This window comes from Collinsella sp. CLA-ER-H9 (assembly GCF_040092295.1).
Classification (GTDB): Bacteria; Actinomycetota; Coriobacteriia; order Coriobacteriales; family Coriobacteriaceae; genus Collinsella.
In genome coordinates, this window is sequence record NZ_JBBNLV010000001.1 from 323,500 (window position 1) to 341,607 (window position 18,108).

The following is an 18,108-nucleotide window of genomic DNA, read 5'->3' on the forward strand; positions in this document are numbered from 1 at the left end:
TAGTTCAAATACGTATAGAAGGACACATTGAATTAGGCTGTTTTGCAGCCATCTCTATACCATTCGCCCTATTTGAAGGCAGGATAGACTTCAAAACAGCGTCATATGGGCTAACTAAAGCTCCAAAACAACGCATCGGCATTGAATTGAGCAATTCGAGTCCTAGAACTTATACGTATCTGAACTAACTGTCCACCTCGGATTTCGACGGCCGTCCAAACGCCCCCAAACAACCTCAATTGCCCTCCATTTGACAGCGGCAACAGGGTCGCTCACCATAGCAGGCGACAAATCAACGAAAGGACGAACATGGCAGCTGCACAGCCGCTTAAGATTCGCATGGTTGCCGGGCTTGGCAACCCGGGCGAGGAATATGCAGAGACCCGCCACAACGCCGGCTTTAAGGCAATCGACGAGCTGGCCCGTCAGGCCGGCGTCACGTACTGGAAAAACCAGGCCGGCGCCGAGGTCGCGCTCATCAACATCAACGACCCCGAGGAAGAGGGCGGCAAGCGCCAGATTGTGCTGGTCAAGCCGCAGTCGTACATGAATACCTCGGGCGGTCCCATCTCCAAGCTCTGCCGCGAGTACAAGATCAAGGCCGAGGAGCTGCTCGTAATCCACGACGAGCTCGATATTCCCGCCGGCGACGTGCGCGTTAAGGTGGGCGGCGGCCATGCTGGCCACAACGGTCTGCGCTCCATCATCGACAAGATGGGCAGCCGCGACTTCAGCCGCATCCGCACCGGCATCGGCAACCCTCCCGGCAAGATGGCCGTCGCCGACTACGTGCTCAAGCAGCTACGCGCCCGCGAGGCCGAGGATTTCCAGGACACCTGCGCCCGCGCGGCCGACGCCGCCGGCCTGGCGATCGTGCACGGCGTGGTCTATGCCCGCGACCATGTCAACGGCGCCGCCTCCGCCAACGGCAAGCACTAAAACCTACCATTTAGGGATGTTTATTTTGGCAGGTTTTATATGCGAAAACGCCGCGGCGGCCGCATCGCAATAAGCCCTGTGCCGCAATACATATGCAGCGCTCCAAAGGGGGCCGGCCTCACCGATGCGCGAGGCCGGCCCCCTTTGCCGTTTTGCCTGATAAAACCTGCCGAAATAAACCTGTCCCTTTTTGGCAGGTCACTTTTCCGCCTGCCGAAGACACACGTAAACAGCATGTCCATGAGGGTATAATTTGCACCGTATGTCTGCACAACGCCTGTGCGCGTACGGTTTTACTCGGGCTACCGTCCATTTCCGTGGAGGCACGGTTCGGCGGCCCTAACAAGAGAGGGGTTCTATGTATAAGATCCTGGAGAAGACGCAGTTCTCGGAGAAGGTGTTCAAGTTCCGCATCGAGGCGCCCGCAATCGCCAAGCATGCGCACGCTGGACAGTTCCTCATGGTTCGCGCCAACGAGACGGGCGAGCGCGTCCCGTTTACCCTGGCCGGCTGGAACGGTGACGAGGGCTGGGTCGAGTTCATCTTCATGGTGATCGGCAAGACCACCGAGATGCTTTCCACCTACGAGGCCGGCGAGTCGCTGCGCGACGTCGTGGGCCCGCTGGGCGTTCCCACCGAGATGGCCGAGGGCCCCTGCGCCGTCATTGGCGGCGGCGTCGGCCTGGCAATTGCCTTCCCGGTCGCCAAGCACCTGGTCGAGACCGGCCACGAGGTGCACGCCATCATGGGCGCCCGCACCAAGGACCTCCTGCTTATGGAGGACCAGTTCCGCGAGCTCCTCGACGAGGACCACATCCACATCACCACTGACGACGGCTCCTACGGCGAGCAGGGCGTTGTCACCGCTCCGCTGGAGCGCCTGCTGCAGGACAAGGCCGTGAGCCAGGTCTTCTGCGTCGGCCCCGTTCCGATGATGAAGTTCTCGACCCTCACCGCCCAGAAGTACGACACCCCCATCACCGCGTCGCTCAACCCCATCATGGTTGACGGCACCGGTATGTGCGGCTGCTGCCGCGTCGAGGTGGGCGGCGTGACCAAGTTCGCTTGCGTCGACGGCCCCGACTTCGATGCCACCCTAGTCGACTGGGATGACCTTCGTGCCCGCCAGGCCGCTTACCGTTCCGAAGAGGGCGAGTCCCTCAAGGCCTATGAGGAAAAGAGCTGCGCATGCCACTAGTTAACGGTCGTTTCGTTGCCGATATGAAGTCGCCCCGCACCCCCGATAACGAGGAGCCGGCTGCCGAGCGCGCCTGCGACTTCCGCCCCGTCGACAAGGGCTTCACCGAGGAGATGGCGCTGGCCGAGGCCGAGCGCTGCCTCAACTGCAAGAAGCCGTTCTGTGTTGAGGGCTGCCCCGTCAACATCAACATCCCCCGCTTTATCGAGCAGATCCGTGCGAAGGACTTCGGCGGCGCTCTCGATACCATCCGCGAGGACTCTATGCTTCCCGCCATCTGCGGTCGCGTCTGCCCGCAGGAGAACCAGTGCGAGGGCAAGTGCATCCGTGGTAAGAAGTCCGAGCCCGTGGCCATCGGCCAGCTCGAGCGCTTCCTGGGTGACCGCCCCGAGCTCGCTTCCACGCCCAAGATGGCTCCCAAGAACGGCAAGAAGGTCGCCGTCGTCGGCTCTGGCCCGTCCGGCATCACCTGCGCCGGCGAGCTCGCCCGCAACGGCTTTGACGTTACCGTCTTTGAGGCCTTCTTCACCGGCGGCGGCGTGCTGGTCTACGGCATCCCCGAGTTCCGTCTGCCCAAGGCGGTCGTCAAGCGCGAGATTGACGGCCTGGAGGACATGGGCGTCAAGTTTGAGTACAACTCCGTCGTGGGCAACATGGCCACGGCCGAGGAACTGTTCGAGCAGGGCTTCGACGCCATCTACGTGGCGACCGGCGCTGGCCTGCCCAAGTTCCTCAACGTCCCCGGCGAGAACCTGCCCAACGTCTTCTTCGCGAACGAGTACCTCACCCGCGTGAACCTGATGAAGGCCAACAAGTTCCCCGAGTACGACACCCCCACCAAGCACGGCAAGAACGTCGTCGTCTTTGGTGGCGGCAACGTGGCTATGGACGCCGTCCGTACCGCCAAGCGCCTGGGCGCCGAGCACGCCATCATCGCTTACCGCCGTACCGAGGACGAGATGCCCTGCCGTCGCGCCGAGCTGCACCATGCTAAGGCCGAGGGCGTCGAGGTTCTGCCGCTCGTCTCCCCGCTCGAGTTTGTCGCTGGCGAGGACGGCTCCGTGTGCGCCGTCAAGGTCCAGAAGATGGAGCTCGGCGAGCCCGACGAGTCCGGCCGCCGTCGCCCGGTGCCCATCGAGGGCGCCATCGAGGAGATCCCCTGCGACGTCGCGATCTCGGCTATCGGCACCAACGCCAACCCCTTCGCAAAGAAGATCGGCGGCAAGATGGAGCTCAACAAGTGGGGCTACATCGTTGCCGACGAGGAGACCGGCCAGACCACCGATCCCCGCATCTGGGCCGGCGGCGACATCGTCACCGGTGCCGCTACGGTCATTCTGGCGATGGGCGCCGGCAAGAAGGCCGCTGCCTCCATTACCAAGAGCCTGCTGGGCGAGTAATCACCCTCAGCGTTAGCCACCAAAACGGCAAAGTCCCCGTCGAGCACACGCCCGGCGGGGACTTTTTCTATGCCGGCCGCCCAACCACCACGATGGGGACAGGCACCTTTGTGGTGGTTGGGGGCCTGGTCGGTCGTTTTGTCTCAATCTGTAACAGCTGGAGTCCGTTGAGCCCTGCAGTTGTTACAGATTGAGATATTGTGCCGGCCGGCCACGCTGCATCTCAATCTGTAACAGTTAGAGACCAAATATGCCGCCTGGTGTTACAGATCAAGACGTTGGGCTGACGGCCGAACGGTTCATCTCAATCTGTAACAGTTAGAGCCATTTTCGCTGGCTTGGTGTTACAGATCGAGACTATGCAAAAGCCGAGGATAGGCACTGCCGCCAAGGCCTTCCCCTCGGCCTAAAACAAAAACCACCACAAAGGTGCCTGTACCCTTTGTGGTGGTTTTTGGTCGGCTAGCCTTCGAGTTGAGCCACTTTGTAGCGGTAGGCAGCGGCTATGACGTCTTTGCAGCCTTCGCGGCCCAGCTTGGCGCGGTTGACGACGATATCCTTGCCGCTCGTCATCTTCCACTTTCCGGCACTGTAGCGCTTATAGAACGCCTCGCGCGCCTTCTGCTGCTGCTTGACCAGCTTGGCGCCCTTCTTTTTATTAAGGCCACGCTTTTTGCGCACAATCTCGACGCGGTCCTCAAAGGGGGCGGTCACCAGCACGGCAATATGGTTGGGATTATTGCGCAGCAGATAATCGGACAGACGACCCTCGATAATGCAGCTCTCGGTCTCGCCCAGGTCCAAGATCACCTGGCTCATCTTTTGGAATAATTTGTCCGAGTACGAACGGGCATCGTAGCGGTCGGGCAGAAACGCCATGTTCTCCACAGCCAGACGCTCGTCGTAGGCAGCCATCTTGTCGAGTGACTCGCCCGCACGCAGCGACGCGCGCACCAGCAGCTCGTTATCATACAGGGGAATCCCCAACTCGTCGGCAAGTATGCGGCCAATCTCGTGACCCTCGGCACCAAAATCGCGCGCGATGGTAATGACCACAGGATTCTTCTTATTCTCCAGATCGCTCATCGCGATTCCTTTCTAACACATGAGAAAAGGACTGTTTATCTCTTATTCCCACGATACCGTACCTGGGTTTTCCTGGTGCCCAAGATTGGCCTGAAAGAGGAGCGACGCGTACTTTGGTACGCGAGCGACGGTTTGAAGGCCAAGGTTGGGTGCCAGGAAAACCCAGGCTATGCGGCTACGATGCGGCGTTGGTATGCTCTCACCAGCAACGAGATACCAAAGTTGAGCACAAAGTACATCGCAAACACCAGGCCGTAGAGCATAAGCACCTGCGACAGGTCGATCGCGTGGGCCATCACGACGTTTGCCGTGTACATGAGCTCGGCCACGTTAATGCCCGAAAGATACGAGCTGTCCTTAATGACGGTCGTGCACTGGCTAAACAGCGCCGGAATGATCGTCTTAAACGTCTGCGGCAGAATGATGTAGCGCATGGTGGCAAAGAAGCCGAAGCCCTGGCTCTGCGCTGCCTCAAACTGGCCGCGCGGAATCGAGTTGAGGCCACCGCGCACAATCTCGGCCATAACAGCGCTGGTAAACAGCGTGAAGGCGATGGTCGAAATCACAATGTCCAAACCCTGCACCGTAAAGTAGATAAACAGGATCCACAGCAGGTTCGGCGTGCAACGGAACAGCTCGATATAGGCGCTCACCAAAATACGGAACGGGCGGGGCGCATAGCTTTTAACGAGCGCCAGCACCGTGCCAAAGATGAGCGAGAAAAAGATCGACAGCGCCGAGATCTCGATCGTCTTAACAAAGCCGCCCCAAATGTAGAGCAGGTTGGTCGCGTTGAAGATTTCCATGCGCTAGGCCTCCTCTACGTTGTCGAGCCCCAGCTCGGCCAGGCTCACGCCGCGCGGACGCTCCTTGGAGCGGCGCTCGAGCCACTGCACCAGCATGGCGAGCGGAAAGCAGATGATGAAGTACATAAGGCAGCAGACGATGTATCCCTGCAGGTAACCGTACAGACTCACAAAGTTGTCGGAACGGTACATAAGATCGCCGCCGGCCACAAGCGCGAGCACCGACGTGTTCTTGACCAAGTTGAGCGCCTGGTTACACAGCGGCGGCAGAATGATCTTGAATGTCTGGGGCAGCACGATGTACCAGTACGCCTGTGCACGGGTGAAGCCCTGGCTCTGGGCCGCCTCCATCTGACCGCGCGGAACCGCCTCGATACCGGTGCGGATGACCTCCGAAATGTAGGCCGCGTGATACAGACCCACACCCAAGAAGCCCAGCACGAACGGCGCGATACGCACCGGCTGGTCGGCACCGGTTATGGCCTGCAAAAACTGCGGACCGGCCATGTACATAAAGAGCACCTGCACGGGCAACGGGGTGTTTTGGTAAAACTCCACGTACACGCGGCTTATGGCGCGCAGCACGCGCGAGCGAGTGGTAGAGAACACGCCCAGCAGCGTACCCAGCACCAGCGACAGCAGCAGGCCGGCAACGACCACCTGCAGCGTCACGCCAAAGCCCTCCCAGAAGGGCCCCATGTTTTGAAATGTCGTCGACCAACGGTCGGCGTCAAATAATCCTTCGAGCATTTGATTCCTTCCTTGGACGATGCGCCTATACAAGACCCCAGGTCTTAACCTCTTGTTCGAGCCAGCCGTCGGCCAGACGATCGCAAATCACCTGATCGACCACGGCGGAAAGGTCGCAGCCCTTCTTGGTCGCCACGCCGTAGCCCTGCTCGCCAAACTTGACCTCGGGCTGCAGCAACTCAACGGTCTCGTTCATATAGCCGGCCAGCGTGGAGCGGTCCATGGCAAAGACGTCGATATTGCCGGCGTCGAGCGAACTCTTGATGATGGGGTAGCCACTAAAGGCCCTAAACTCGGGCTTGCAGCTAAAGCCGTTGTCCTTGATCATCTGCTCGATCAGGCTCTGCGTGGTGGCGCCCTGGCTCACGCCGATGACCTTGCCATCCAAATCCTCAATCGAGGTAAAGCCCGAACGCTTCTTGACCATGAGTCCCACGTAGTCGGTGCGGTACGGCGTCGAGAAATCCCAGCTCTTCTTGCGCTCGTCGGTGATGGTGTAGGTCGCCGCGACCACGTCGAGTTGGCCGTTATCGATCAGCGGGCCGCGCGTCTTGGGCGTTACGTCGGTAAACTCGACAAGCTCCTGGGCGCGGGCCTCCTTGTAGCTCACGCCAAAGACGGCAGCGGCGATCTGGTAGCACAAATCGACTTCCATGCCCTCAAAGCGGCCCTTGGCGGTGTCGTAATAGCCGTAGCCGGGAACGTCCTTCTTAACGCCGGCATTCAGATGGCCACGCGACTTGATGGTCGCAAGCTTGGACCCCTTGTCGGAGCCCTCGCTGCTGGTGGAGTTGCCGCAACCGGTAAGCGCGGTCCCCGTCAGAGCGAGCATACCGGCGCCAGCCAGCTGCAAAAAGTGGCGGCGCGACACGGCCGCCCTCGTCATATCCGTCATGTCCATCACCGCGCCTAGTGCAGAATCTTGGACAGGAACTCGCGGCAGCGCGGGTTCTCGGGGTTATCGAAGAAGTGCTCGGGCGTGCCCTCCTCCAGGATGCGGCCGTCCTCCATAAAGATGACGCGGTCGGCCACCTGGCGCGCAAAGCCCATCTCGTGCGTCACGCAGATCATGGTGATGTCCTCCTGCGCGAGCTCAATCATAACGTCCAGAACCTCCTGGACCATCTCGGGGTCGAGCGCCGAGGTCGGCTCGTCAAACAGGATGATGGGCTGCTTAGTGCACAGGGCACGGGCGATGGCGATGCGCTGCTGCTGACCGCCCGAGAGATTCTGCGGATACTCGCCGGCCTTATGCGCCATGCCGACGCGCTTGAGCGCGGCGATGGCGATCTCGGTCGCCTCCTCCTTGCTCTTCTTTTGCAGCTTGATGGGCGCGAGCGTCAGGTTGCCCAGCACCGTCATGTTGGGATACAGGTTGAACTGCTGAAACACCATGGAACTATACTTGCGAGCCATCTCCAGGTGATTCTTTTTGGTGAGCGGCGTACCGTCGATGACGACCTCGCCCGATGTGGGCTCCTCCAGATAATCGACGCAACGGATGAGCGTCGACTTACCCGAACCGGAAGGCCCGATCATTACGAGCTTCTCGCCGCGCTTGACGGTGAGATTGATATCTTTGAGCACATGCAGGTCGCCAAAGTACTTGTTGAGATGCTTGATCTCGATCATGTCTGCCATGAATGTCCCTTCCCTGCGTTTACACGAGTTGAACTATTGTACGGAAAGAACCACGTTTCCGCAGCCCACACTACATTCCCGTAAAGAACCCGCAACCTTCCACCCACTCATTGGGGACAGACTTAAATGAGTACCCGCTCATTGAGCACTCATTTAAGTCTGTCCCCAATGAGCGCCAAAATAATACAACCGCCCTTGTTGAGCATAAGCCAGCGAAAACCCGTACACGCGAGCAAGGTGACGTGAAATGAAAGGGCGCTGACCTTCTGGTCGCGCCCTTGAAATTGAACGTCTGATTGCCGCGTGTACGGGTTTGCAGCGTCGAGCCGTTACGCGGTTTGGTAAAACCGCGTAACAAATTACGCGAGTTTGGCGCCGACGATCTTTGCCGCGGCAGGCTTATCGAAGTTGCCGCCGGTGGCCTTGCCGAGTGCCCCCATGACCTGGCCCATCTGCTTCTTGGACGTGGCGCCCAGCTCGGCGATGACCTGCTCGATCAGGGCCTCGAGCTCCTCGCCCGAAACCTGCGCGGGCAGCAGACTCTCCAGAATCTTGACCTGCTCGGTCAGGTTGTCAGTACGGTCCTGGTCGGTACCGGCCTTAATGGACATCTCCAGCGTCTCGCTCGTCTGCTTAATCAGACGCTTGATCATGTTGTTGACGTCTTCCTCGGTCACGTCGCGGCGCTCGTTAACCTCGATATTCTTCACCTCGGCCTTGACCTGGCGAATGATGGACAGGCGAACCTTATCCTTGGCCTTCATGGCGGCGATCATTTCCTGCTGCAGCTCTTCGTTGGTCATCTGCAAATCCTCCTTAATAGTGTGGGCGGCACTCGCATGAGCACCGCCCCATGATTACTCAGTCGTCGACGAATCGTCGGTCGAACTCTTGGTGACGCCCTTCAGGCTGACGTTGTACGGTACGTCCTTGGGCATGGGGTTGACGGTGATGTCGGCGTCCTTCTTGTACTGTTCCAGCCACTCGCTGTATGCAGTGCTGGCCGCCTGCGTCTTCACCACGTTGGAAATATACTTCTTGATGTCCTTGGGTACCTGCTTGATGTCATCGACCTGGCTATCGACATGGAAGTAGTCGGTGCACTTGATGACGTGGTAACCGTACGTCGACTCGATCACGTCGCTCACATCGCCCTTGTTGAGTCCCTCGAGCGCCGCCTGGTAGCTGTCGACGAAGGTGGTGAGCTTGTCCCAGCCCACATCGCCCTTCTTCTCCTTGGAGCCGGTGTCATCGGAATACTGCTTCACGGCGTCCTCAAAGCTCAGTTCGCCGGAGTTGATTTTGTCCAGGCACTCCTGCGCCTTGGCCTTGGCGGCGGCCTTGTCCTCGTCAGATGCGTCGGAATCAACCTTGATCAGGATGTTCGACGAGCGGCGGGCATCGTTGTAGTTAGACAGGTTCTCGTTGATGTAATCGACGATCTCACTGTCCTTGGGCTTACTGGTGGGCGCCACGGCGTCCTTAAGCTTTTGCTGTGCCAGGTTCTCCTTGAGCGAGTCCTTGTAGGTGTCCTCGGTATAGCCGTAGGTCTTAAGGGTCTTCTTAAAGGCCTTGGCACCGCCCGCGCTCTTGCACGCGTCCTTCCATGCCTTCTCGACCTCCTCGTCCGACACCGTCACGCCGTTTTCCTTCTGCGCCTGCTGGAGCAGAATCTGCTGCGTGTAGGAATCGATGAGCTGCTTGCGGTACTTTTTGGGCGTCAGGTCGTTGTCGACCAGATACTGCGCCCAGTCCTTGTCCTTGGTGTAACCGTAGGACGTGCGCATGCTCATGATCTGCTTGGTCACGGTGTCCTCGGTGAGGTTGGTGCCGTTGATGGTGGCGGCGACACCGCCGGTAAGCTTGTAGCTCGAGGTATCCTCTGCCTGCGACATGAGACCGGAGCATGCCATGGCCGAGACGGAAAGCAGCATTGCCAGCACGCCGATAACCACCAGGACGATCTTGACGGTCTTAGACACGTACGTCTTGCGCTGCTTCTTACGAGAGCTGGAGGCAGCGCGAGCCTGCTGCTCGGGCGTCGGCGCGGCCTCGGAGTTCTTTTTCTTGTTTGCCATAGTTGGCCTTTCGCATCACGAATCGAACAAACGCCATTGTGTCACAACGCGGACCCCGCGACACACCTGGTGCATGGGGGACAGGTTAATCTGCACCATTTTGGTGCAAAGGGGGCTGTTCTGGCTGTCGGCAGTTAGGGACATTCCTTTTCTGCCGGCAGTTAGGAACAATCCCCAAGTGCCGGCCCTAAAAGTGGCGACGGATGGCGTCGACCATGCCCTGGCATATGGTCTGGCCGAGCACATCGGCTGCGGCGTCGGCATCCATAAAGATATTCATAAGCGATTGCAGGGCCTCGACCTGGCCGCCCGGCTCGGCGATGCCCAGATTGATGATGATCTGCGCCGGCACGGGGGCACCCATGCCCGCCATTGCGCTGAACACCACGGGCGCCGCGGGCTTTACCACCGCGATATAGGGCTTAGCCACAAATCCGGGATCGGTGTGCGGGATGGCGATGTTGGCCGCCGGCATGGCAAGACCCGTGGGATAGACGTCCTCGCGCGTGCGGACGGCATCGAGCCAACCGGGCGCAATGTAGCCGCGAGGTGCAAGCTCGTCCTCGAGCCGCGCAAACACCTCATCCGGCGTCGCGCACTCCCAATCAAAAAACACCAGCTCAGGCGTAAACAATGCTTCGTTATCCGCCATGGGCCCACCTCTCTCACCTTGTCACCTGCGACGTTCTTTAACGACTAGTCATTGAAGAGCGTCGCAGGTGATTACCTAAAACAAAGGATGGCCACTTGCGCCTTGGCGCCAATGACCACCCTGACTACTCGGCTAAATTGTACTGTGCGCCACTAGCCGCGCGGCGCATCAATTGCGACCTTGCCGCTCTCCAACACGTGGACGCGGCCGTCGGCGAGCATCTGCACGACCTCGGGATACAGCACGTGCTCAATCGCGTGGATGTGCTCCTCGAGCGTATCGACATCCCAGCCTTCCTCAACGGCCAGCGCGCGCTGGGCGATGATGGGGCCGTTGTCGTAGATCTCGTTGGCAAAATGCACGGTCACACCGGTTACCTTGACGCCGCGCGCAAAGGCATCGTCGATCGCATGCGCGCCGGTAAAGCTCGGCAGCAGCGCCGGATGCAAGTTGACCACGCGGTTGGGAAACGCCGCCAGCAGCGGCGTATGCACCATGCGCATGTAGCCGGCCATGACCACATACTCGCAGCCGCGCTCGAGCAGCTCGTGCGCGATGATCTCGTCGGCGGCGATGGGGTCGGCATAGACATCCTTGGACAGCGTAAGCGTCTGGATACCCGCACGCTCGGCACGCTGCAGACCCTTGGCCGAAGGACGGCTCGACACCACAAGCTCAATTGAGGCATTGAGCTTATCCGCGGCGATTAGGTCGATCAGCGCCTGCAGATTGGTGCCGGAGCCGCTGATAAGCACGCCGATCTTGAGCGGCTCAGCCGTATCGGTACCGGTCGGACGGGTATAGGGCACAAAGTCCAGGCCCTCGGCGGCAGCCATCTGCTCGTTAGCGCTCATCGGAGTACACGACCTTACCGGAACCCTCGACACACTCGCCCACGCGGAACGGCTTCTCGCCCAGCGCAACCAGGGCCTCGGTCACGGCAGCCTCGTCCTCGGGGGCGACGATCAGGCACAGGCCGACGCCCATGTTGAAGGTCTTGCATGCCTCGTTGGGCGCGAGCTCGGCCTGACGCGACACGTAGGTGATGACGGGCGGAACATCCCAGCCCATCTCGGCGCCGTTGCGGGTGACCACAGCGTCGACGTCGTCGGCAAGCGCGCGGTTGAGGTTCTCGGTAATACCGCCGCCGGTGATGTGGGCAATCGCGTGCACCGGAGCGCCACCGCGCAGCAGCTCCAGAATCGGCTTGACGTAGATGCGCGTGGGGGCCAGCAGGGCGTCGGCCAGCGATGCGCCGCCGAGGGCCTCGAGCGGGCGGCTCAGCTCCTCGGCCTTAGCAGCGGCCTCGGGCGTGCCCGGCTTGATGCCGTCAACGCCAACGACTTTGCGCACGAGCGAGTAGCCGTTGGAATGCACGCCGGTGGAAGGCAGGCCCAGAATCACGTCGCCGGGGCGGACGTTCGCGGGGTCGAGCATCTTGGGACGGTCGACGACGCCCACGGTAAAGCCGGCGAGGTCGTAATCGGCGGGGGCCATGACACCGGGGTGCTCGGCCATCTCGCCGCCCACGAGCGCGCAGCCCGCGAGCTTGCAGCCATCGGCCACGCCCTTGATGATCTTTGCCATGTGCTCGGCCTCAATGTGGCCGATGGCAACGTAGTCCAGGAAGAACAGCGGCTCGGCGCCCGAAGCCAAAATGTCGTTAACGCACATGGCGACCAGGTCCTGGCCCACCGTCTCGTGACGGTCCATGATCTGGGCGAGCACGAGCTTGGTGCCCACACCGTCGGTACCGCTGATCAGGATCGGGTCTTCCATATCCTTAAGCGCGGCGGCCGAGAACAGGCCACCAAAGCCACCGATACCGCCGATGACCTCGGGGCGGTTGGTGTCCTTAACCATTTGCTTAATCGCGTCGACGGCGCGGCCGCCCTCGGCGGTATCGACGCCGGCATCCTCATACGTCACATGCTTGCTGTCGCTCATCTGAGCCTTCCTCTCCCACTACCGTCCGCCGCCCGGGCGCCAAACGGTGCTCATAGTTGCCCTCGATTCGGCGCGCGTCATAGCAACGAGCGCCGCTCAATCAACAAAACAGCAGGTAAAACCTACCAAAATAAGCCTGTCCCCAAATGGCAGGTTTTAGGCCTCGCCGTGCTTCTCTTCCCAGCTGCGGTCGTCGTATTTCTCGACCACGGCGTCGTCGTCAAAGTGCAGCGGCTTATCCAGGTTACGGGGCTTAAAGCCCTCCATAAACTTGTCGCGGCCAAAGCTCTCGGGAATCGCCACGGGATAACGGCCGGTAAAGCATGCATCGCAGTAGCCGCCCTTGGGCATGACCTTCAGCAGGCCCTCAACCGAAAGGAAGGCCAGCGAATCGGCGCCGATATACTCGCAGATCTCCTCGACCGTCTTGTTGGCGCTGATGAGCTGCGACTGCACGTCGGTATCGATACCGTAGAAGCACGGCCAGATGACCTCGGGCGAGTTGATGCGGATGTGAATCTCCTTGGCGCCGGCATTGCGCAGCATCTTGACGAGCTGCACCATGGTGGTGCCGCGTACGATGGAGTCGTCGATCACGACAAGGCGCTTGCCCTCGATGTTGTCGCGCAGCGGGTTGAGCTTCATGCGCACGCCCATGGCGCGCAGCTCCTGCGTGGGCTCGATAAACGTACGGCCCACATAGCGATTCTTGATGAGGCCCTCGCCAAAGGGAATGCCGCTCTCGTGCGAATAGCCCTCCGCGGGCGGCAGGCCGGAGTCGGGCACGCCGATGACCAGGTCGGCCTCGACGGGCTCCTCGTGTGCCAACTGACGACCCATGTCGTAGCGGCAGGCGTAGACGCTCTTGCCGTTCATGATGGAGTCGGGGCGGGCAAAGTAGACCTGCTCAAAGATGCAGTTAGCGGACTCTTCGGCTGCGGGCACACCCTGCTCGGACACCAGACCCTCGGCGCTGATGCGCAAAATCTCGCCGGGGCGGACATCACGGACATACTCGGCGCCCACGATATCGAGCGCGCACGTCTCGGAAGCAACGACCCAGCCGCCGGCGCGCGTGACATGGACGGCGGAGTCGACCGTCGAGGCACCGTCTTGCGAGGGCAGCTGCGAAACAGAAGCGGCGTCGGCCTGGTCCAGGCCCTCGTCCACGAGCTTGCCCAGCACCAGCGGGCGAATGCCGTGCGGATCGCGGAATGCATAGAGCGCCTGCTCGTTGATGAGCGTCATGGCGTAGCCGCCGCGCACGAGCTCCATGGTCTTGCGAATGCCCTCGCGCAGGTGGCCCGTACGCTGAGTAAAGTAGCCGATGAGTTTGGTCGCGACCTCGGAATCCGAGTTGGAGAGGAACGGCACGCCCAGCTCGATCAGCTGGCGGCGCAGCTCGTCGGTGTTGACGAGGGTGCCGTTGTGCGCGAGCGCGATAATGACGCTATTGATGGTAGAGAGGTGCGGCTGAGAGGCTTCCCAGCTCTTGGCGCCGGCGGTGCCGTAGCGCACATGGCCCACGGCCAGCTGACCGGAGAGCGTCGACAAGTCGGCATTGGAGAACACGCGGTCGAGCAGGCCCAGGTCCTTGCGGACCATAACTGTGCCGCCGTCACCCACGGCGATTCCCGCCGATTCCTGGCCGCGATGCTGCAACGCGCGCAGACCAAAGTACGTCAGCCGAGCCACATCGCGATCGGGTGCCCACACACCAAAGATGCCGCATTCCTCATGCAGCTGGTCGGAGTCCGGATCATACGTCGACATGGTCGTCACCTGTCCCGTGGCACGCTCGGCCGCGCGGATGGTTTCTTGAGACATGGCATCCCCTCAGAGCCTCGTTATTTGGCGTTACCCGCCTTATTATACGCACGGCACGACGCGCTCCCCAGCGCATGAGCAGCGCTTTTTAAAAGCCCACCGAGCTAATAATCCGTTTTGTGGCCAAACATTTTATCGGTCTGTCCAGTGCAAGCGCCCGCGCCCCCAGATGGCCGCCGCGTCCACCGTTGGGGATTACAAAGTTGCAATTGGGACGTTCGTCCTGTCTTTTGGCAGGTCGGCGGCGTATCCTTGTAGCCTAGGACAAAGCGAGAAAGGTTCTGTATGGATCGAAACGAACTCGACCCCAGCGTCCCCAGCGCCACGGAGGTCAAGAAGATTCCCCTCATCATTAAGGTGTACGCCGTCCTGTGCATCCTATCCGGCGTGGGCACACTCCCGTCGGTCGGCGCCTTTATGTGGCAGGTCATCACCGCGCTCATCAACGGCAACGCCGCCGAAAAGCTCGGCGACAATATGCTGGTCTCGGTTGGACTCATCGTCGCCGGCATCATGCTCTCTGCGGCAAGTGCCGTCATCCTGATCATCTTTGGCCTGGACCTTATCAAAAACCAGCGCCGCAACGCCGCCCGCCTGTCCTACATCCTTATTGCATTCACCGTCGTCGAGCTTTTGGTCGACGTGATGCTCCAGGGCATCGGGCCCTTCCTGCTGCGTCCCGCGATCCAGCTCGGCATCCTCGTTGCACTTTCGGCAACCGTCGACCCCACGCTGCGCCAGGAGCGCGAACTGCAGCGCCGCCTGCAGGAGATGCTCGACCGTGACGCCGCGGCGGAGGGCATGCTCGGCCGCGATGAAACCGGCGAGGGCTACATCAAGCTCAACTACTTCAACCTGTTCTGGGTATTCTTCGTCTGCTGCGTGCTCGGCCTGATCGCCGAGGACATCTGGCATATGACAGTCGACGACCCGGGCGTCTACCAGAACCGCGCCGGCATGCTGTTTGGTCCCTTCAGCCCCATCTATGGCTTTGGCGCCGTACTCATGACCATGGTGCTCAACCGCTTCTATAAAAAGAACCCCATCATCATTTTCCTGGTAAGCGCTGTGCTCGGCGCGAGCTTTGAGGTGTTCGTGGGCTGGTTTATGCAGACCTCATTTGGCGTGGTCTCGTGGAGCTACTCGCACATGAAGCTGTTCGGCATGCCCGACCCACTCGCCGTCCTTACGGGCGGACGCACCTGCACGGGCTTTGCCTGCCTGTGGGGCCTGGGTGGCCTTATCTGGATCAAGCTGCTGTTGCCGAGGCTGCTCAAGCTCATCAACATGATTCCGTGGAAGAGTCGCTACTCGGCTACCGTCATCTTTACCGTCATTATGCTGGTCGACGGCGTCATGACGCTGCAGTCGCTCGACTACTGGTACCAGCGCGTCAACGGCACGGAGCCGGATATTCCCGTCGCGCAGTTCTACGGCAAGTATTTCGATAACGACTACATGGAGAACCGCTTCCAGAGCATGACCATGAGTCCCAAGGATGCGACGCGCGTGTAGCGCCCACCGCGCCCAAAACACAAAATGCCCGCCGGTATCACACGTACCGGCGGGCATTTTTATAAACGAGCCTTCTATCGACGCAAGCCTCTACGCCTCGCGCTCGACCTCGCTCACACACTCATTTTTGATGGTACCGACGAGCGCCTGCAGCGCATCGACCACATGCGGGCGAATGTCCCCGCCAATGAGCACGAGCATGATGTCGTCGCCCACGGCGAGCTCGCCACTCGCCAACCACACGCGCACGTAACCGATACCCGGCATCGCGTGCGTTGCCTCGATAGCGGCCTGCACCTTTTCGGCATCGAAGCCAAACGCCATGCCGCCCACCTTATGTCCAGGCGCCACACCATCGGTCTCGACCCCACGCACCTCGGCCTTGGGCGTCGCGCGCACCACGCCGTTGTGTGTCAGGTACATCCCACAATCAGCCGCCGAAACATCGGCCTTGGCTTCGCGCAGCCAAGCATCAACCGAAGGCATCGATTTGCCATTCTCAAACATCATTTCTCCTTTTGATTTCCAGGGCAGTCTTTTTGGGACGGGGCTCCCGGACACTTTATTCCTCGACCGGCGTGAGCACCATGACGGCGCGTGTGTTGCTCAGCGACAGCGAGCGACAGGTCACAAGCGTTACGACCTTGGTTGCCGAAGCGGCACGGTCGGTGGCATCGCTCGCCACGGCAGAGGCACCGTCGAGCATCTCGGACAGGTAATTCTTCAGTCCGTCATCGCCCTCAAAGTTGGGCGTGCGCGCCTTGGCATACGTGTCCTCGACCACCTTGGTCGCCAGCGGGCGCAACTTATACGTCGCATCGCACGTGATGTAGTACACGTATTCCATGCTGTCGAACGTCGCCTGATCGGTCGTACGCGAAATCACGTTGAACATCGAACCGTCGTTCATGTGATGGCCGTAAATCGTGGTCTGCTGATCCACCATGCCCGGCGCGGTGTCGTCGCTATCCAAGAAGATGGCTCCCGAGGCATTGGCCGTACCGTCGAACAGCGTGTTGAGGTACTTGGAGTTGTTGTTGGTCTGCACCACGGGGTAGTTGATGTTGGTGCCGGGCGCGTAAATCCAACCCACAACCTCGGGATTTGTCTGGGCGAGCGCGTTGAAGTCGATAATCGGCACGCCGCTGGCGTCCTTGTCGCTCACATATTGCTTTTCGATTTTTTGATACGACTCGCTCGCCTGCTTGTAGCCAATCTGGGCATTAATAAAGATGGCGGCCGCAGCAACGATCAGGCCAATGCCAATGATGATGAGCAGAATGGGAATGACGGAGCGGCGCTTTTTGCGCAGCGGCTCGGTATAGCTCGATGGCGCGGTATGCGCCGAAGAGCGAGGTGACTTCTTGGCCGTACTGTATGACGAAGGGCGATAAGCAGCAGGCGTATCCTGACGGCGATGGGACGTCGGCGTTACGGAACGCGGCGCGCGCGGCTGCTGAGGAGAGGATGTCCGACCCTGCTGTGCCGCATGGGCAGCACCCGGCTTCGACGGATCGGGAATCTGAGAAGCCTTGAATCGTTTTCCCTGATAATCGGACATGGCTCTCCTTATACTGCGGTGAAACGGCGGAACGCCTAGGCGTCGGCCATCTCCTGCTTCATTTTCTCGATAACCTTGCGGTACTCGGGGTCGCAAGCACCCAGAATCTGCGTGGCATAGATGGCGGCGTTCTTGGCACCGTTGATGGCAACGCAGGCCACGGGCACGCCCGAAGGCATCTGCACCATCGACAGCAGCGAATCCATACCGCCCAGGTCACTCGTCTTCATAGGCACGCCGATAACCGGCAGCGGCGTAAAGGCAGCCACGACACCACCCAGGTGAGCGGCCTTGCCGGCGGCGGCGATAATCACTTTGATACCGCGATCGGCGGCAGTCGAAGCCCACTCGTGGACCTTCGCCGGCGTGCGGTGCGCGCTCGCGATCACGAGCTCATAGGGCACACCCAGTGCCTCGAGCTCGGCGGTGCAGCCTTCCATAACGCCCAGATCGGACTTGGAACCCATGATGATCCCGACAACCGGCTTTTGATCTGCCATAAACAAAGACCTCCTGTTGAGAGCGGTGACGCGGCGAATCCGCGACCCTTAACTGCAAATAATTCAAGTATAGCCGCCGATGCTGATGTGTTCGGCGGGAGACGGAACGCTTTGCGAGATTAAGGCCGAAGGGTCGGAGCTTTCCGCCTACATTCAAAAAGCGTGCCCACCGTCCTTGGGTGGGACGGCGGGCACGCTTGCTTAGCTG

Annotated in this window: 18 protein-coding genes; 4 read left to right on the forward strand and 14 right to left on the reverse strand. The window is 60.4% G+C overall.

Translation table 11 applies throughout. The annotated features are described in order from the left end of the window. Positions 1-309: 309 nt before the first annotated feature. The 3 genes from pth (at position 310) to gltA (ending at position 3,537) form a co-directional block, all read left to right on the forward strand. Positions 310-939: an aminoacyl-tRNA hydrolase gene (pth, locus tag AAAX73_RS01320; protein WP_006235792.1), complete on the forward strand. Its 630-nt coding sequence runs from the start codon at positions 310-312 to the stop codon at positions 937-939. Positions 940-1,297: 358 nt separating this feature from the next. After that, positions 1,298-2,137, forward strand: a complete 840-nt coding sequence (locus tag AAAX73_RS01325; RefSeq protein ID WP_006235793.1) for a sulfide/dihydroorotate dehydrogenase-like FAD/NAD-binding protein — start codon at positions 1,298-1,300, stop codon at positions 2,135-2,137. Then, positions 2,128-3,537 carry an NADPH-dependent glutamate synthase gene (gltA, locus tag AAAX73_RS01330; RefSeq protein WP_022094914.1) on the forward strand — a complete coding sequence of 470 codons (1,410 nt, stop codon included), beginning with the start codon at positions 2,128-2,130 and terminating at the stop codon, positions 3,535-3,537. The genes AAAX73_RS01325 and gltA overlap by 10 nt, the downstream gene beginning before the upstream one ends. Before the next feature lie 462 nt (positions 3,538-3,999). Here the strand turns inward: gltA and AAAX73_RS01335 are convergent, their stop codons facing one another. From AAAX73_RS01335 to purF, 11 genes are all read right to left on the reverse strand, one after another. Next, the gene (locus AAAX73_RS01335) at positions 4,000-4,623 is read right to left on the reverse strand and encodes a cytidylate kinase-like family protein (protein ID WP_117734775.1); all 624 of its coding nucleotides are present in this window, start codon (positions 4,621-4,623) and stop codon (positions 4,000-4,002) included. A 167-nt stretch (positions 4,624-4,790) separates the two neighbouring features. Continuing rightward, positions 4,791-5,429 carry an amino acid ABC transporter permease gene (locus tag AAAX73_RS01340; protein WP_055285379.1) on the reverse strand — a complete coding sequence of 213 codons (639 nt, stop codon included), beginning with the start codon at positions 5,427-5,429 and terminating at the stop codon, positions 4,791-4,793. Between the two features lie 3 nt (positions 5,430-5,432). Further along, on the reverse strand, positions 5,433-6,179 hold the full coding sequence (locus AAAX73_RS01345; protein WP_035136546.1) for an amino acid ABC transporter permease: 747 nt from the start codon (positions 6,177-6,179) through the stop codon (positions 5,433-5,435). A gap of 25 nt (positions 6,180-6,204) precedes the next feature. Then, complete coding sequence (locus tag AAAX73_RS01350; RefSeq protein WP_349124822.1) at positions 6,205-7,080, reverse strand: transporter substrate-binding domain-containing protein; 876 nt, start codon at positions 7,078-7,080, stop codon at positions 6,205-6,207. An 8-nt stretch (positions 7,081-7,088) separates the two neighbouring features. Next, on the reverse strand, positions 7,089-7,820 hold the full coding sequence (locus AAAX73_RS01355) for an amino acid ABC transporter ATP-binding protein (RefSeq protein WP_022094215.1): 732 nt from the start codon (positions 7,818-7,820) through the stop codon (positions 7,089-7,091). A 359-nt stretch (positions 7,821-8,179) separates the two neighbouring features. Further along, positions 8,180-8,623, reverse strand: a complete 444-nt coding sequence (locus tag AAAX73_RS01360) for a GatB/YqeY domain-containing protein (RefSeq protein ID WP_349124823.1) — start codon at positions 8,621-8,623, stop codon at positions 8,180-8,182. 54 nt (positions 8,624-8,677) lie between these two features. Then, positions 8,678-9,898: a peptidylprolyl isomerase gene (locus tag AAAX73_RS01365; protein ID WP_349124824.1), complete on the reverse strand. Its 1,221-nt coding sequence runs from the start codon at positions 9,896-9,898 to the stop codon at positions 8,678-8,680. Positions 9,899-10,085: 187 nt separating this feature from the next. Beyond that, positions 10,086-10,550 (reverse strand): PTS sugar transporter subunit IIA, encoded by a 465-nt coding sequence (locus AAAX73_RS01370; protein WP_349124825.1) that lies wholly within the window; start codon positions 10,548-10,550, stop codon positions 10,086-10,088. A 152-nt stretch (positions 10,551-10,702) separates the two neighbouring features. Continuing rightward, a complete protein-coding gene (gene purN / locus AAAX73_RS01375) occupies positions 10,703-11,404 on the reverse strand; it encodes a phosphoribosylglycinamide formyltransferase (protein WP_349124826.1) in 702 nt (233 codons plus the stop codon). Further along, positions 11,394-12,497, reverse strand: coding sequence for a phosphoribosylformylglycinamidine cyclo-ligase (gene purM / locus AAAX73_RS01380; protein ID WP_349124827.1), 1,104 nt, complete (start codon positions 12,495-12,497; stop codon positions 11,394-11,396). Before purM ends, purN begins: the two co-directional genes overlap by 11 nt. Before the next feature lie 156 nt (positions 12,498-12,653). Next, complete coding sequence (purF, locus tag AAAX73_RS01385) at positions 12,654-14,324, reverse strand: amidophosphoribosyltransferase (protein WP_349124828.1); 1,671 nt, start codon at positions 14,322-14,324, stop codon at positions 12,654-12,656. A gap of 285 nt (positions 14,325-14,609) precedes the next feature. Here purF and AAAX73_RS01390 point away from each other — a divergent pair, with 285 nt between their 5' ends. Beyond that, entirely contained in the window at positions 14,610-15,839 is a 1,230-nt protein-coding gene (locus tag AAAX73_RS01390; RefSeq protein WP_117640751.1) for a putative ABC transporter permease, read from the forward strand. Positions 15,840-15,929: 90 nt separating this feature from the next. Here the strand turns inward: AAAX73_RS01390 and AAAX73_RS01395 are convergent, their stop codons facing one another. The 3 genes from AAAX73_RS01395 to purE are packed head-to-tail and all read right to left on the reverse strand — an operon-like array spanning position 15,930 to position 17,900. Continuing rightward, positions 15,930-16,349: a molybdenum cofactor biosynthesis protein MoaE gene (locus AAAX73_RS01395; RefSeq protein ID WP_117640750.1), complete on the reverse strand. Its 420-nt coding sequence runs from the start codon at positions 16,347-16,349 to the stop codon at positions 15,930-15,932. Positions 16,350-16,401: 52 nt separating this feature from the next. Further along, positions 16,402-17,400, reverse strand: a complete 999-nt coding sequence (locus AAAX73_RS01400; protein ID WP_117640749.1) for a class B sortase — start codon at positions 17,398-17,400, stop codon at positions 16,402-16,404. A gap of 35 nt (positions 17,401-17,435) precedes the next feature. Beyond that, a complete protein-coding gene (purE, locus tag AAAX73_RS01405) occupies positions 17,436-17,900 on the reverse strand; it encodes a 5-(carboxyamino)imidazole ribonucleotide mutase (protein WP_006235810.1) in 465 nt (154 codons plus the stop codon). Positions 17,901-18,108: the final 208 nt, after the last annotated feature.